Consider the following 13,767-nt stretch of genomic DNA (forward strand, 5'->3'; position numbering starts at 1 on the left):
GTCATTCCTCGAGGATGTGGCTGCCGAAAGCAGCTCTCAGGTGGTCGATGCCTTCCAGGCGTTCGTCGAGCTGGCCGTCCATGCGCGCTACCAGGCTGGCGATCAGCGCCTCGACCTGGGCCATGGTCGGCACCAGGGTGTCGAAGGGCGATGGGGATTCCACCGGGGCGCTGATAATCAGGTCGGCAAACTCGCGCAGCGGCGAGTCGTAGATATCGGTGAACAGCACCACGCGGGCGCCGCGTGCCTTGGCCGCGCGGGTCACGCCCAGCGCCTGGGCCTGGTAGCGGCGGTAGTCGAACACCACCACCAGGGTCTGGCGATCGATGTCGCCCAACTGGTCGGGCAGCGCAGCGCCGTCGTCCAGCAGCAGGCAGCCGCCGCGCAGCATGCGCAGGTGCGCTACCAGGTAACCGGCGAGGAAGCGGCTGAAGCGGCCGCCGTGGCAGAGCACGCGCAGCTTCGGGTCGAGCAGCCAGTCGCCGAGCAGGCGCACGTCGTCGGCCTGGGTCAGCGCCAGGGTGCGCTGGATGCCTTCGCTGGCATCGTTCAGGTAGTTCGACCAGACGTCATCGCGGCTCATGCCTTCGCGGCGCCCGGCGAGCAAGGTGCGCGGCGAGCGCAGGCGGTCGTCCACCTCGGCCATCAGCGCGTTCTGGAAATCGCTGTAACCGCTGAAGCCGAGCTTCTTCACCAGGCGCAGGATACTGGGATCACTGACGCCGGCCTGGCGCGCGAGGCGCGACATCGGCCCGAGGCCGGCGCGCGGGTAGTCGTCGAGCAAGGCGCGCAGGACCTTGCGCTCGGCCTTGGTGAGCTCGACTTCCGGGGTGTTCAGGCGATCTTTGAGTGTGAGCATGGGGGCGCCTCTTGTTATGGCCCCATTTGTATAATGCGCTCCAGAAACTTTCAATACGTATTTTTTGTAGCATTCACTACAAATCACGGACGGACTCGTCCTGTCCGCGGCGTAGAGCCCCGGCGGCTGTTTTCCTGGAAGGGAACCGGCCCGCCCCGCGCACGTCGAACGCCTTTCAACGCAACCAGGAACTGCCTCGATGACCGAACTGGAAAAAGCCGCCGCCGGCCTGCTCTACGACGCCAACCACGACCCGCAGGTGCTGCGTCTGCGCGCCGCGGCAAAGGCGAAGCTGTTCGAGTTCAACCGCAGCCACCCGGATGACGGCGAGCGCCGCGACGCAATCCTCAAGGGGTTGTTCGCCCGCATCGGCGAAGGCTTCGTGATCGAGGGCCCGCTGCATTGCGACTACGGTTTCAACATCGAGATCGGCGCGCGCTTCTACGCCAACGTCAACCTGGTGATCCTCGATGGCGCCAGGGTCACCATCGGCGACAACGTGTTCATCGCCCCCAATGTCGGCATCTACACCGCCGGCCATCCGCTGGACGCGGAACGGCGCAACCGGGGGCTGGAGTACGCGCACCCGGTGAGCATCGGCGACAACGTGTGGATCGGTGCGGGCGTGAATATCCTGCCCGGCGTGCGCATCGGCGCGAACAGCGTGATCGGCGCCGGGGCCGTGGTGGTGCGCGACATCCCCCACGGCGTGCTGGCCGCCGGCAACCCGGCACGGGTGATCCGGCCGATCAACGAGGCCGATCGCCAGCGCTACCGCTGAGCGCCACAGCGAGGGCAAGGCCGGGGCGCAGCGCCTCGGGTATCAGGCGTCGTCGTCGAGACGCACGACCCAGCGCTCGGCGGCGTCGTGGGAGGCCTGGAAGGCTTCCTCGTGGGACTCCCAGGGTCCGATCACCACGTCCAGCGGCGACACGCCCGCCGGCACCTTCGCCAGCGACAGCAGCACTTCGCCCACCTTGCCGGGGGCAATGTAACGGGGCGACATCAACACGGCGATGCCGGTGGACGTCAGGTATTCACTGGGCGCCATGAACGCCGGCTCGACTGACTGCTGCATGCGGTTCTCCCCCTTGGCCGCGGCTGGCCTGTGCTTTTCTGGACGTCAGGGCGAGTCGCACCACGCGACCCCCTCTGATGTCCTGACCCGAGTGGGTAAGCGACAGTTCCGGCAACCGCGCGGCCTGATGTGGGGAGCAGACAAACGGCCGTTTCAGCGAGGCGTCAGCCTGCCGGTTGTCACTGCGCCGACCACACCGCCAACTCGTAGCCGTCCGGATCGACGAAGTGGAAGCGCTGTCCACCGGGGAACGCGAAAATCGCGCGGGTGATGGTGGCGCCCGCCGCTTCGAGGCGCGCCTGGGTCTGCGCCAGGTCATTGGCATAGAGGATCACCAGCGGACCGCCGGGGCGAACCGGCTCGCCGGTGGTAAAACCGCCGGTGAGGCGACCATCGCTGAACTCGGTGTAGGTCGGGCCGTAGTCGGTGAAGGTCCAGCCGAAGGCGCTGCCGTAGAACGCCTTGCTGCGCGCGATGTCGCTGACGTTGAACTCGATGTTGTCGATCTGACGGTCGTTTCCGCGGATACCCATGGTCGCCTCCTGGCAAGTCGTGACGGACCGATCCTACGGCAAATCGCCCTACACAAGGCGCGCCGCGCCAGTCGGTCGCACGGTGATTGGCCATTTTGCGCCGATTGACGAATAATCATCGCGACTCAGCCATACTCACCACCATGCTCAACATCCCGCTCGCCAGTGTCGACGACGTCGACCGCGCCGTGCTCGCCATCGGCACCGACTACCCGCTCGGCACGCTGCTCAAGCCCCACGCCCACCGCCGCGCGCAGTTCCTCTACGGCATGAGCGGGCTGATGGAAGTGGAGACCGAGGATGGCGCCTGGGTGATCCCGCCTTACAGCGGCGTGTGGATTCCCGCCGGCAAGCGGCATCGGGTATTGATGCGCGGGGTCAGCACGCGCAGCCTGTACATCGACCCGCAGGTAGCGGTGCGCGATACCCTGCTGTGCCAGGCACTGACGGTCTCGCCGCTGTTGCATCACCTGCTGCTGGCCAGCGTCGAGGTGCCGGCGCTGCATGATGAAAATGGCCGCGACGGCGATCTGATCCGCCTGCTGCTCCACGAACTGCGCCAGGCGCCGAGCCTGCCGCTGTTCGCCCCGCTGCCTGCGCACCCGCGCCTGGCAGAGCTGTGCCGGGACTTCCTGCGCACGCCGGATATCGGCGTCACGGCGGAACTCTGGGCGGCCGAGCTGCATTGCAGCACGCGCACCTTCAGCCGTCTGTTCCGCCAGCAGACCGGCCTCTCCTTCGGCGCCTGGCGCCAGCAGGCCTGTCTGCTCGCCGCCGTCACCCGCCTCTCTGCCGGCACACCCGTCACCCGCGTGGCGCTGGAGCTGGGCTATGACAGCCCGAGCGCGTTCTCCAGCATGTTCCGCCGCAGCCTGGGCGTCGCTCCCAGCAGCTACCAGGCGACGACCGACTGCGCCGGCGGCGCCTAGCGCCGTTCGCGCAGATCGACTGAACCCTCACCGCCCAGCTCCTTCGATATGCCTATGTCGCCCTCACCGAAGGAGCCCCCATGCACAACCTGGAAACCCCTACCCTGAAGCTGGGCGTGTTCGAGCCGTCGAACAGCTTTGGCCAGGCACTGATCGCCGGCGCGCTGCATCGCCAGTACGAAGTCACGGTGCTGCTGGAGGACCTCAACCGTCTGCGCGCCCGCCCCGGCCTGCGCTGCAAGCTGGGCAGCCTGGAATCATCGCTGGTGGTCAGCGAAGCCGTGTCGGGGCTGGATGTGGTATTCGCCTTCCTCGACGAGCCGGCGCAATTCCTCCCGCCGCAATGCGGCGCCCTGATTGACGGCTGCCTGCGTGCAGAAGTGCCGCGCCTGCTACTGGTCGGCCACTGGGGCTGGCTGGTGGAACCCGCCGATGCGCATCACGAACAACTCGGCGCCGGCCTTGCCCGCAGCCTGGAAGTGAGCGGCCTGGACTGGACGCTGGTGGAGGCGCCACCGATGCCCGAGGGCCTGCGCATCGACGACTTCTCCCGTGCCGATGGCTCACCCGAGCAGGACACGGCACTCGCACGCTCCTATGCCGAGGCGCTGCTGGACGAGATGCAGCTGAACCTGCATACGGGCCAGTGCATGCGCCTGCGCAGCGGCAAGCGGTGATCATCCTGTCCGGTGCTGGCGCACCCGGCCGATCCCTCGGTACGTTGTTCCTGGCGCAGGGTTCGTTGGCCAGTGGCTGGTCCGTGGGCCGTGCCGGCTGCCGGAACGCAGGATCAAGCCATGGCCACACGTCACGAGGCGCCGGTCGGATGCCCGGCCGGCGCCGTCTCTACGCACCTGTCAGTGTTGCAGGTTTTGTGTCACCACCTTCGGGTAGTAGGCGATCTTCAGCAGGCGCGGCTGGCCCATCAGTTGGCCGTCACCGTACCAGGTGATGTTGTCCTGGCGCAGGGTCATGCCGTCGCTGGTGTATTCGTACTCGCCGCCGTTGGAGGTGGCGAAGGCGAAGCGCTGGTCATCCATCTGCTTGAGGTCGAAACGGGTGCCGGCCGGCGGCATCATTTCCTTCACGCGCTTGAGGTAGGCCGGCGCCAGTTCGGAGAACAGCTCACGGGTGCGTGCCTGGTACTGGAAATCGGAGAGACCCGGCGTCTGCTGCAGCTTCTCAGCGATCAGGTTGAAGTACTCGGCATCGGTGCGCGCCAGCGCCATGCGCACGGCCATGACCTCGCCCAGGCGGGCCTGGTCGACCTGCAACTTGCCATCGGCGCCCTTGTTCGGGGCGATGAATTCGTTGCCGTCGACCTGGATCAGCGGCGCGGTGGCCAGGTAGGCGGCGCAGGCGATCTGCTGGCCCGTGTGATTGCCGCTGACCAGCAGCGCGGCCACACCGCCCGTCTCGTTCAGGTGCTGCGCCGTCTCACCGCTGGCGGCGACGAAGCGGTCGACCTCGGCCTGGGTGGTTTCGTCACGGGCCAGGCCGCAGACCTGTTGCATCACGGCAGGGTTGCGCTTGCCGTCCACCAGCGGACTCATGCTGAAGATCGCGTTGCGGATCACCGGCAGCGCCGGGTACTCCAGGGTGCCCAGGCTCTGCTGGGCGGTGGATGCATGGCTGTCAGCGGTGGTCGCGGCAGCCTGTTCGGAACCGTTGCAGCCGGCCAGCAGGCAGGCGGGAATCAGCATCGCGGTCAGCCATTTGCTCGGGATGTTCATGGTGTGGTCCTCACTCTTGGGCACGCGCCGCAACGGCGCTGGATTCGATGACGACCCGGCGGTCGGCCGCCAGGCAATGGATCAGTTGGGCGCGTGGCAGGCTCGGGCAATCGGCGACCGGCTCGGCCGCCCCCGCACCGCGCACACGCATCGAGGCAGACGGCACGCCGGCGGCGGCCAGGTAGTCGCGCACCGCTTCGGCGCGGCGCCGGGACAGGTCAAGGTTGTAGGCCGGCGAGCCGAGACGGTCGGAGTGCCCGGTGATGCTGATGTGCGACGGCTGCTGCGCTTTCAGTTGCTCGGCCAGACGGGCCAGGCTGGCGCGGCCGGCAGGGCTGAGTTCGGCGCTGTCGAAAGCGAAGGTGGCATCACCGCCGAGAGTGACGCGCTGTGTCGGAAGAGGAACCGACGTTGTCACCGGGGACTGTTCTGGCACGGGCCGGGCCTGGTCCAGACAATCGGCCGGCGAGAACAGGAAGGTCTGCGCCTGCAAGTCCTTGTCGAACAGCACCTTGTACTGGCAGACCAGATCCTCGCGGCCGGCGCGGCGGAAGCGCAGGACGTAGTCCCACTCGTGCACGCCGAACATCCCTTCGTTGAAGTGCGGAGTACCGAGCAGCTCGTAGAGCTGGGCCTTGCTCATGCCCGGCTGCACCTTGCCCAGGTTCTCCAGGTTCACGTAGCTGCCCTGCGGGCGGTAGGAGTCGCTGATCGCAGGGAATTTCGGATCGGCACTGTGGCCCTGGGCGTCAACCACGCTGTGGCTGCCGCAGGCCGCCAACAGCAGGCCGCTAAAGGCCAAGGCCAGGGTGCACAGGTTGCGGATAGTGAACGTGTTCATCTTGATCTCCTTTGCGCGGCCCGACCGGAGCCGGGCCGCGAAGCAATGACTTACCACTGGTAACCGATACCGACGGCAACGCCGGGATCACCCTGGCTGCTGGTGCTGCCCTGCAGCTTGGTGACCCACTTGCCGTTGTCGGAGATGCGCGATACGCCGATCGCCAGGGCACCCTGGCCGCGGTAGTTGCCCAAGCCGACGGTGGCCATGCTGGCCCCGGCCGAATGCGGCTGCGGCAGGGTCGCCATGGCCATGGCCCCGGCGATGCCGGCGCTGAGGATGTCGTCCTGTTTCTTCAGGTCGTGGCGCAGCGCGTTGTAGCGGGAGTCGGTGTAGTCGTAGAACTGGTTGGAGATGTCACCCATGCTCTGCTGCAGCTGGCTGACGTTCACCGCGTCGGTCGGCGCGGTACCGGCGGCGACGTTGGTGATCTGCCGTTCGCTCCCGGCGCTGCCCACCGAGACGCTGTTCGCGCGGTCGGCCACCGAGTTGGCACCCAGTGCCACCGAGTTCTGCGCCTGGGCGCTGGAACCGTTGCCCAAGGCCGTGGCGCTGGCGCCACTGGCCCGTGCGCGGGTGCCGATGGCGGCACTGTTGCTGCCCGATGCCTCGGCGCCGGCCCCCCCGGCCACCGCATCGGTGCCCGTGGGACGTGGCTTGGGCAGGTCGCTGCTGTTGTTCACCTGGAACATGCCATCGGTGCCGTTCTGCAGCTGGGTGATGTCGGTCTTCGCCTGGGTCACGCGGTTGTCGACGTTGGTGATGGTGCTGTTGATCGCATCGCCGTGTTCGCGCAGTTGCGAAACGTTGACTGCGTCGGTGTCAGCCTCACCGGCCTTGACGTTGGTGATCTGCCGTTCATTGCCGACGCTGCCCACGGAGACGCTGTTGTCGCGGTCGGCCACCGAGTCGGCGCCCAGGGCCACGCTGTTGGCAGCCTCGGCACTGGCGCCGGCGCCGATCGCCGAGCTGCGCTCGCCGCTGGCCGAGGCACCATTCCCCAGGGCCACCGAGGAGCCGCCAGTCGCACTGGAGCCCGTGCCAACCGCCGTGGCGTTTGCACCGCTGGCAGCGGCGTTGCTGCCGATCGCGCTGGCGTTGCTGGCGCTGGCATTGGCGCCGTCGCCCATGGCCAGGGATGAGGTGCCGGAAGCCAGAGCCGCCGGGCCGACAGCGATCGAGTCGGCGCCGCTGGCGACCGAGTCGGGTTTCTGCGAGCTGGCGTGGAAGTACTTGAAGCCCCCCAGAGTGATGTTGTTGATCTGGGTGGTCACTTCGTAGAGCTGAGAGCCGTTCACGGCATCGGTGGAACTGGCGTTGATATCGCCGGCCGCGACATTGGTGATCCTGCTCGGACCGCGCCCGCCATGGCTGGCGTTGTAGGCACCGTTGCCGCCGTTGGCAGTCGGGTCCCAGAGCAGGGCGTCCTGGGCCAGCTGGTCGGTTCGATCGGCGACTCCCCTGAGTTGCGAGACGTTCACCGCATCGGTTTCGTCAGCGCCGGCAGCGACGTTGGTCACACGACGCTCGGCGCCTGCAGAACCGACCGAGACCTCGCCGGTGGGGTTGCCCATCACCGGGTATCCACCCGCCCGATAGGCCGGATGGCCAAGGTTGGCCGTAGTGGTGCTGCCGGCCCCCAGCGCCACGCTGTTGTCGGCGCTGGCGTTGGCATTGCGGCCCAGCGCCAGCGCGCTGTCGCCGGTCGCCTGGGCCTGATAGCCGACCGCCGTGGAGCCCTGCCCCTTGGCATAGGCATCGTCCACCGGCAGGCCCTTGTCGTTGGTGCGCACATAGCGGATGCCGCGGCCGTTCTCGGCGACGTTGGCGTCACTGTCATCACCGAATACGTTGCTGACGCGGTTGTCGACGTTGGCTACCCGATTGTCGACGTTAGTGACGTTCTGGTTGGTCTCATGCAACTGCGAGCCGTTGATCGCGTCGGTGGAAGTGGGGCTGATCGAACCGGCAGCGACATTGGTCAGCACTTGCGCGCTACCCGGCGCGTAGGCGTCACCTCCGGCAGCGATCAGCGACAGGGTATCCGTGCCGGTGCGCTGCACCGGTCCGACCGTGCCGTTCTGGATGTTCGTGTTCAGGTTACTGATGTTCGTGGTGTTCTGATCCACCTGCTGGTTGGTCGCGTGCAGCTGCGAGCCGTTGACAGCGTCGGAGGAGCCGTCGCTGATCTGTCCCGGCGCGACATTGACGATGCGCTGATTGCCCGCATCGATTCCACCGCTGGTCACGCTGGGGCCACCCGCGATGGTCAGGCCGTTGCTGTCGATGAAGGTATTGCCGGTGGTCACGGAATCGAACACAGGGCTGTCGGCCATCTGCAGTTGCAGGTTGCCGTTGGCGTCCACCTCGGTTCTCAGGTTGCTCCCCGAATAGCTGCCGGGCGTGCTGGCGGCGCCTTCGATGGCGATCGCCTCGCCGAGCCGCTTCTGTACCGCGCCGGCATTGCCGACGAAGGTGATCGGCGTATTGGCCAGGTCGTGTAGCTGCGAAACGTTGACCGCATCGCTATCGCCTACGCCGTTGGCGACGTTGGTGACGGTGGTGCCGCCCAGGTGGGTACTGTTGTCGTAGGAGTCGCCCCCCAGGGTCACCTGGTTATGGGTAGCGTTGTCATACATCACCGCATCGGCGGTGGCATTGCCGACCAGTCCTTTGAGTTGCGCAACGTTCACCGCATCGCTGTCCAGGGTGCCGGCAGCCAGGCCGGTGATCTGCCGGAACTTGCCGGTCGCGGCATCACCCACGGCAATGGCGCCCACGGTGCTGGTGGTGGCGTTGATGGCCGCGGCCTGGGCCGGGCTCACGCCGTTGGGCAGGTAGCCCGGCTGACCGGCAACGGTGCCGGCCACCGAGCCCGAACCCAGGGCCACACCACCGGTGACGTTGGCCTGTGCACCGGTGCCCAGGGCCATGGCGTTCTGCTGGCTGGCAACGGCATCGTTGCCGATGGCGACCGAGTCCTGTGCGGTGGCGCGAGTGCCGGTAGGATTGCCGCTGGCATCGGTACCGATGTTACCGATGGCCATGGAGTTGGTGGGATTGGTGCCGAACTTGTTGTTCAGGCCGATGCGGCCACCGTTGACGTACAGCTCGTTGCCCAGCGTCAGCGAGTCAGTGCCGTCGGTGCGGGTGCCAGAGCCATAGAAGAGAACACGGGCAGTCTGACTGGCCTTGTCGCTGGTCAGGCAGTTGGTGTTGTTGCTGTCGTATTTCCAGCCGGTGCTGCCGGTATCCCCGGTGTCGTGGACGAAGATGCAGCCCGAATCGTTGCTGGCGTCATTGACGTAGAGGCCGGGATTGCCGGAAACGGTTTTTTCGAAGGCAGAGCCGTTCTTGTAGGGCGTCGCCGCGAAGGCCGGCATCACGGGTGCGCACACCAACGATGCAGCCACGGCGCCCACCAGGGCACTGCGACCGGACTTGCGGTGCGCCGTGGCGAATTCGGAAGCAGCGATCCACGCATGACGCGTGGTGCTCCACACCAGACGATAAATCCTGTTCATGAAAAGCTCCTTCCAGGGGACCTGCCCCTGGACTCAGCAAGGGGAAATCAACGGGAGGACAGCTGCAGGGCGCGGCTGGACTGGATCAGTTGCGGGCGTTCCATGGCCGCCGGGCGCGACTGCTGCAGCGCACGCTCGTAGAGACGCAGGGCGCCGGCATGGTCCTGGCGGACGTAGTCGAGGTAGCCGCCGGCGAACAACCCGGCCTCGGTGCGCAGGTCGCGCTTGACCGCATCCGGTGCCTGCTGGCCATCGATCTCGGCGAATACCGCTGAGCTGTCGGTCTTGCCCTGGAACAGCGCGAGCAGGGCACGCTGGTGTTCGTCTACCGGCTTGATGTCACGGGCGAGCTTTTCCACCCGAGCCTTGATGGCGGCCGGTTTGGCCCCGCTGTCGCTGGCTTGACGAGCGCTCAGCCAGAGGTTCCAGAAGCCGGCATAGGCCTGCAGCTGGGGATTGGGCGAGTGTTTCTGCAGCTGGGCAAAGGCCTTGCCGGCCTGCTCGAAGCGGGCCAGCGCGGCAAGATTGACCGCCGACGGCACGGCGATCACCGCGGCCTGGTCGCTGCCCTTGAGGGCGTCGTAGAACTGCCGGGCACGCATGTGGCGGCCGGCGGCGTCCTCGATGAAGCCCTGTTCGGCAAGGGCGCGAGTACCGCCCTGCCCCTGTGCGCCGGCTTCACGCAACAGAGCCTGGGCCGACGCGAGGTCGCCTTCGAGCAGTTGCTGGTGCGCCAGCAGCACCAACGGCTGGGAGACGCCCCGTGCGGGTGTTTGCGCCGGACCGGCCAAGGCCGAGCCGCTGGCGACCAGCAGGGCCAGCGCGATACTCGAGAGCAGGCGCAACGGAGGTGTAGCGAGGGTTTTCGGAGGAAGGCTCATGGTGGCAACTCCTGTAGAGGTTCGAGTTGCCGTCATGCTAGGAAGGGTCGTCGCGGAGCGAACTCAGAGTCCTTCCCGCCTGCGCATCAGAGTTTTTCGCCACTCAGGTGGCGGCCGCCAGGGCCAGCTCCAGTTCCAGGTCGATGGCCAGGCGCTCTGCGTTCCGCTCAACGCCCATCCGGGCATTCATTCGCAGCGCCAGACGCAGGGCGTACTGCTGGAGGATGAGGCTGTTGGCACCGCCCTGCCCGTCCAGCTCCAGACGTACCAGCAATTGCCCCTGACGCACCGCTCGCGCAGCCAGCGTGACCTGCTCCGGCTCGCCGAGCATTTCCAGGGCGGCAATGATCCAGTGGGTAAACAGTTCAGCGTCCAGCCAACCTCGCAAGGGCTCGCTGCAGCGGTTGTCGAAACGGCACGCGGGATACGCCGCAAGGCAGCGTTCGATGACCGATTTCAGATCACAGGGGAACAGCGCCGGCACAGGACGGTCCTCACGTGGATTGACCGTACTCTTGAGCCGTCGCAGCGTCTCGAAGACGCCAGCCAGGCCCGGGGTGGCGGGGTGCAACTCGAGGCCCGAGAAGCGCATGCCCAGCTCTTCCAGCATCGCCGTGTCGATCTCACGAACGCGGTGCAGCTGTGCCTCGGCAGCCAGGGCACGGTCGCGCCATTCGAGCAGCTCGCCCTCGCTGTCGGTGATGTCCTGCAGGCCCCCCAGCACGCCAGTAGGCTGGCCGCTGGCATTGCGACAGGGCACCATCCAGGCATGCACGACACGGTGGCGGCCGGAAAACGCGATACGCAGGGTCGCGTTGACCGGGACGCCTTTCTCGACCAAATCCTGGAACTTATCGGGCACCGTCGCCCGGTACTCCGGCGACAACCAGGGGCTGTCGGCCAGCGCCGTGCCAAGGGCTTCGTCAGCGCTGACCTGATGAAAGTCGAGGAAGCGCTGGTTGCAGAACAGCAGGCGACTGTCGACACCGCGCACGAACATCGGGTTTGGCGCCGCGTCGACCAGTTCACGCAGCAGGCTGATCTCCGCCGGCAAGGCATCAGCCACCGTGGCACCGGGCGGATAACCACCCACCAGCCCGTTGCGCCGGGCGATCTCGGCCAGCTCCACGCTGGAGCCGACGTGCAGCTTGTCCAGCAGGTGCGCCTTGTAGGTGCTGACCGTCTTGAAGTTGATCCGCAACTGCTCGGCGATGCGCACGTTCGAATGCCCTTCGGCGATCAGCTGCAGCACCGACAGCTCGCGCGGGGTCAGGCTGGCCAGCACGTCCCCGCCGCCGGGCTGCATGTGCTCGCGGGAGAAGTGACCGCGCCCGGCCAGCACATCGACGATGGCCTTGCGCAGCAGTGAGGTGTCCTCGCCCTTGCTGACGAACCCGCTGGCCCCGGCCTGGAAGCACAGCGGCGCGAAGTGCGCAGGGTTCTGCCGGCTGTAGACCAGCACCTTCTGCCGCGCATCGCGGGCGCGCAGACGGCGCAGCAGGTCCAGTCCGCCAGGACCGGGCAGGCTCAGCTCAAGGATCACCAGGTCCGGCTGCTCCTCGCGCGCCCGGCTCAACGCCGTGGGCACGTCGACAGCTTCCCCCAGCACCGCGTGCCCCATTTCCTCCAGCAGCGTGCGCAAGGCATCGCGCACTATCGGTGTCGAATCCGCGAGCAAAACCCTGGCCATAGCCACCCTGCCTCGTCCGAAGTCCATCTCACTGGCCAAACAGCATAGGCACTTCTGCACGCCGACACCGTCGCAGACCACTCATCGGAACGATGGCCATGAGCCATTTGACTGATGGTTCCACGACCTGGATTTAACGCGACCATAACGTTCCGGGCTCAACCATGGAATCGTCCACCACGCGATACCCTGGAGAATGACCATGGAGTTGAATTCTCTCTCGCTCGCCATGCTGGTCCTGACCTTCGTTGCCTCGCTGAAGGCCCGCTCCGAGCACCGCCCCGTGAACGGCTGGATCGAGGAGGCGCGGATTTATCCCGGCGCGATCCCGTTGAAGGCCAAGCTGGACACCGGCGCACTCACCTCGTCGATGGACGCCCGGGACATCCGTTATTTCCGCCGGGGCACACAGCAATGGGTACGGTTTCGCGTGGTCGGCCGGGATCGTGAGACCGGCGAACCCTTCAGCCAGGAATTCGAACGCCCGCTGGTGCGCCGGGTGAGGCTGCGCGGCGCCGGCGGGGTCGATCATCGTCCGGTGGTGACGATGGAGGTGCGAATCGGCGAGCAGATGCTGGTCGAGGAGTTCTCCCTGCGCGATCGCAAGGACATGCTCTACCCGCTGCTGCTGGGGCGCCGGACCCTGGAGCGCATCGGCCCGGTGGACTCTCGACGCACCTTTACCCAGTTGCCGCGGCACTAAGCCTGGGCGGCCACGCCTCCGGCCATGTCCAGCGCTGCGGCCTGCTCGTCGACCAGTTGACGGAACAGTTCCAGCGACCGCGAACGCGAGTCGCTGCGCCAGATCAGCCAGGTGTTCAGGCGGGCGAAGTCGCCGGCCATGGGCCAGGCGCTGACCGAGGCGCTGCCGGGCATGTTGCTCAGCATGCTGCGCGGCATCACCGCCAGGCCACCGCCGGCGCTCACGCAGGCGAGCATGCTGTGGTAGGACTCCAGCTCGCGAATGGCGCCCGGCGCCGCGCCATCGGCGGCGAACCAGCGTTCGAAGTGGTGGCGATAGGAGCAGTTGTCGCGGAAGACATAGATCATCTCGCCATCCGCATCCCGGCCACGACGGATAGCTGCATGGTGTGACGGCGCGACCACCAGCATGTCCTCGTCGAACACCGGTACACCTTCCAGCGCCGGGTGCTTGATCGGCCCGTCGACGAAGGCGGCGATCAACTCGCCCGCGATCACCCCGTCGATCATCTCGCCGGACGGCCCGGTGGAGAGATCCAGCTCCACCTTCGGGTACTGCTGATGGTAGCGCGCCAGCAGGCGCGGAATGCGCACCGCCGCCGTACTTTCGAGCGAACCGATGGGGAAGCGCCCGGTGGGCTCCTTGCCGGATACCACCACCCGCGCCTCTTCCACCAGACCCAGGATGCGCGTGGCGTAGACGAGGAAATCATGCCCGGCGAGGGACAGGCGCAGGCGGTTGTTCTCGCGGATGAACAGGTCCGCGCCCAGGTCAGCTTCCAACTGCTTGATCCGTGTCGTGAGATTGGACGGCACACGGTGCATGGCCTGGGCAGCGGCGGCGATGCTCTTGTGAGCCGCCACGGCGCAGAAGATTTCCAGCTGGACCAGGTCCATATCATTCTCCAAACGAGAGCGTAATCATCATTATTATTCAGTTTTCATAAGCATGATTCAACGCGACACTGGACTCACTCCCCCCCACCTTCCCGGAGCG

The 13,767-nt window shown here is 66.7% G+C and carries 13 protein-coding genes; 4 read left to right on the forward strand and 9 right to left on the reverse strand.

Features of this window, described 5'->3' with window-relative positions; translation table 11 throughout:
- Position 1: 1 nt before the first annotated feature.
- Positions 2 to 859, reverse strand: a complete 858-nt coding sequence (locus AC1ZV1_RS18195) for a MurR/RpiR family transcriptional regulator (RefSeq protein WP_484292954.1) — start codon at positions 857 to 859, stop codon at positions 2 to 4.
- Positions 860 to 1,058: 199 nt separating this feature from the next.
- Here AC1ZV1_RS18195 and AC1ZV1_RS18200 point away from each other — a divergent pair, with 199 nt between their 5' ends.
- Entirely contained in the window at positions 1,059 to 1,640 is a 582-nt protein-coding gene (locus AC1ZV1_RS18200; protein ID WP_484292955.1) for a sugar O-acetyltransferase, read from the forward strand.
- 42 nt (positions 1,641 to 1,682) lie between these two features.
- Here the strand turns inward: AC1ZV1_RS18200 and AC1ZV1_RS18205 are convergent, their stop codons facing one another.
- Together AC1ZV1_RS18205 and AC1ZV1_RS18210 are read right to left on the reverse strand one after the other, a co-directional pair.
- Complete coding sequence (locus AC1ZV1_RS18205) at positions 1,683 to 1,937, reverse strand: hypothetical protein (protein ID WP_484292956.1); 255 nt, start codon at positions 1,935 to 1,937, stop codon at positions 1,683 to 1,685.
- Between the two features lie 179 nt (positions 1,938 to 2,116).
- Entirely contained in the window at positions 2,117 to 2,470 is a 354-nt protein-coding gene (locus AC1ZV1_RS18210; RefSeq protein ID WP_484292957.1) for a VOC family protein, read from the reverse strand.
- Positions 2,471 to 2,613: 143 nt separating this feature from the next.
- Between AC1ZV1_RS18210 and AC1ZV1_RS18215 the strand changes: the two genes are divergently transcribed.
- Together AC1ZV1_RS18215 and AC1ZV1_RS18220 are read left to right on the forward strand one after the other, a co-directional pair.
- Entirely contained in the window at positions 2,614 to 3,399 is a 786-nt protein-coding gene (locus AC1ZV1_RS18215) for an AraC family transcriptional regulator (RefSeq protein WP_484292958.1), read from the forward strand.
- Between the two features lie 80 nt (positions 3,400 to 3,479).
- Complete coding sequence (locus tag AC1ZV1_RS18220) at positions 3,480 to 4,076, forward strand: NAD(P)H-binding protein (protein ID WP_484292959.1); 597 nt, start codon at positions 3,480 to 3,482, stop codon at positions 4,074 to 4,076.
- 180 nt (positions 4,077 to 4,256) lie between these two features.
- Here the strand turns inward: AC1ZV1_RS18220 and AC1ZV1_RS18225 are convergent, their stop codons facing one another.
- The 5 genes from AC1ZV1_RS18225 to AC1ZV1_RS18245 form a co-directional block, all read right to left on the reverse strand.
- Positions 4,257 to 5,132, reverse strand: coding sequence for a hypothetical protein (locus tag AC1ZV1_RS18225; protein WP_484292960.1), 876 nt, complete (start codon positions 5,130 to 5,132; stop codon positions 4,257 to 4,259).
- A gap of 10 nt (positions 5,133 to 5,142) precedes the next feature.
- Positions 5,143 to 5,973 (reverse strand): OmpA family protein, encoded by an 831-nt coding sequence (locus AC1ZV1_RS18230; RefSeq protein ID WP_484292961.1) that lies wholly within the window; start codon positions 5,971 to 5,973, stop codon positions 5,143 to 5,145.
- Positions 5,974 to 6,023: 50 nt separating this feature from the next.
- Positions 6,024 to 9,497, reverse strand: coding sequence for a YadA-like family protein (locus AC1ZV1_RS18235; RefSeq protein ID WP_484292962.1), 3,474 nt, complete (start codon positions 9,495 to 9,497; stop codon positions 6,024 to 6,026).
- A gap of 47 nt (positions 9,498 to 9,544) precedes the next feature.
- Entirely contained in the window at positions 9,545 to 10,378 is an 834-nt protein-coding gene (locus AC1ZV1_RS18240; protein ID WP_484292963.1) for a hypothetical protein, read from the reverse strand.
- Positions 10,379 to 10,481: 103 nt separating this feature from the next.
- Positions 10,482 to 12,068, reverse strand: a complete 1,587-nt coding sequence (locus AC1ZV1_RS18245; protein WP_484292964.1) for a response regulator — start codon at positions 12,066 to 12,068, stop codon at positions 10,482 to 10,484.
- Between the two features lie 202 nt (positions 12,069 to 12,270).
- On the opposite strand from AC1ZV1_RS18245, the gene AC1ZV1_RS18250 reads away from it, so the two are divergent.
- Positions 12,271 to 12,771: an ATP-dependent zinc protease family protein gene (locus AC1ZV1_RS18250; protein WP_484292965.1), complete on the forward strand. Its 501-nt coding sequence runs from the start codon at positions 12,271 to 12,273 to the stop codon at positions 12,769 to 12,771.
- Here AC1ZV1_RS18250 and ptrR read toward each other — a convergent pair.
- On the reverse strand, positions 12,768 to 13,667 hold the full coding sequence (ptrR, locus tag AC1ZV1_RS18255) for a putrescine utilization regulator PtrR (RefSeq protein ID WP_484292966.1): 900 nt from the start codon (positions 13,665 to 13,667) through the stop codon (positions 12,768 to 12,770). The genes AC1ZV1_RS18250 and ptrR overlap by 4 nt on opposite strands.
- Positions 13,668 to 13,767 lie beyond the last annotated feature (100 nt).

This window comes from Pseudomonas sp. BB438 (assembly GCF_057180225.1).

Bases quoted from the DNA above. Each gene is read 5' to 3' on its own strand.
- AC1ZV1_RS18195 (WP_484292954.1), bottom strand. From the start codon at position 859: ATGCTCACACTCAAAGATCGCCTGAACACCCCGGAAGTCGAGCTCACC.
- AC1ZV1_RS18200 (WP_484292955.1), top strand. From the start codon at position 1,059: ATGACCGAACTGGAAAAAGCCGCCGCCGGCCTGCTCTACGACGCCAAC.
- AC1ZV1_RS18205 (WP_484292956.1), bottom strand. From the start codon at position 1,937: ATGCAGCAGTCAGTCGAGCCGGCGTTCATGGCGCCCAGTGAATACCTG.
- AC1ZV1_RS18210 (WP_484292957.1), bottom strand. From the start codon at position 2,470: ATGGGTATCCGCGGAAACGACCGTCAGATCGACAACATCGAGTTCAAC.
- AC1ZV1_RS18215 (WP_484292958.1), top strand. From the start codon at position 2,614: ATGCTCAACATCCCGCTCGCCAGTGTCGACGACGTCGACCGCGCCGTG.
- AC1ZV1_RS18220 (WP_484292959.1), top strand. From the start codon at position 3,480: ATGCACAACCTGGAAACCCCTACCCTGAAGCTGGGCGTGTTCGAGCCG.
- AC1ZV1_RS18225 (WP_484292960.1), bottom strand. From the start codon at position 5,132: ATGAACATCCCGAGCAAATGGCTGACCGCGATGCTGATTCCCGCCTGC.
- AC1ZV1_RS18230 (WP_484292961.1), bottom strand. From the start codon at position 5,973: ATGAACACGTTCACTATCCGCAACCTGTGCACCCTGGCCTTGGCCTTT.
- AC1ZV1_RS18235 (WP_484292962.1), bottom strand. From the start codon at position 9,497: ATGAACAGGATTTATCGTCTGGTGTGGAGCACCACGCGTCATGCGTGG.
- AC1ZV1_RS18240 (WP_484292963.1), bottom strand. From the start codon at position 10,378: ATGAGCCTTCCTCCGAAAACCCTCGCTACACCTCCGTTGCGCCTGCTC.
- AC1ZV1_RS18245 (WP_484292964.1), bottom strand. From the start codon at position 12,068: ATGGCCAGGGTTTTGCTCGCGGATTCGACACCGATAGTGCGCGATGCC.
- AC1ZV1_RS18250 (WP_484292965.1), top strand. From the start codon at position 12,271: ATGGAGTTGAATTCTCTCTCGCTCGCCATGCTGGTCCTGACCTTCGTT.
- ptrR (WP_484292966.1), bottom strand. From the start codon at position 13,667: ATGGACCTGGTCCAGCTGGAAATCTTCTGCGCCGTGGCGGCTCACAAG.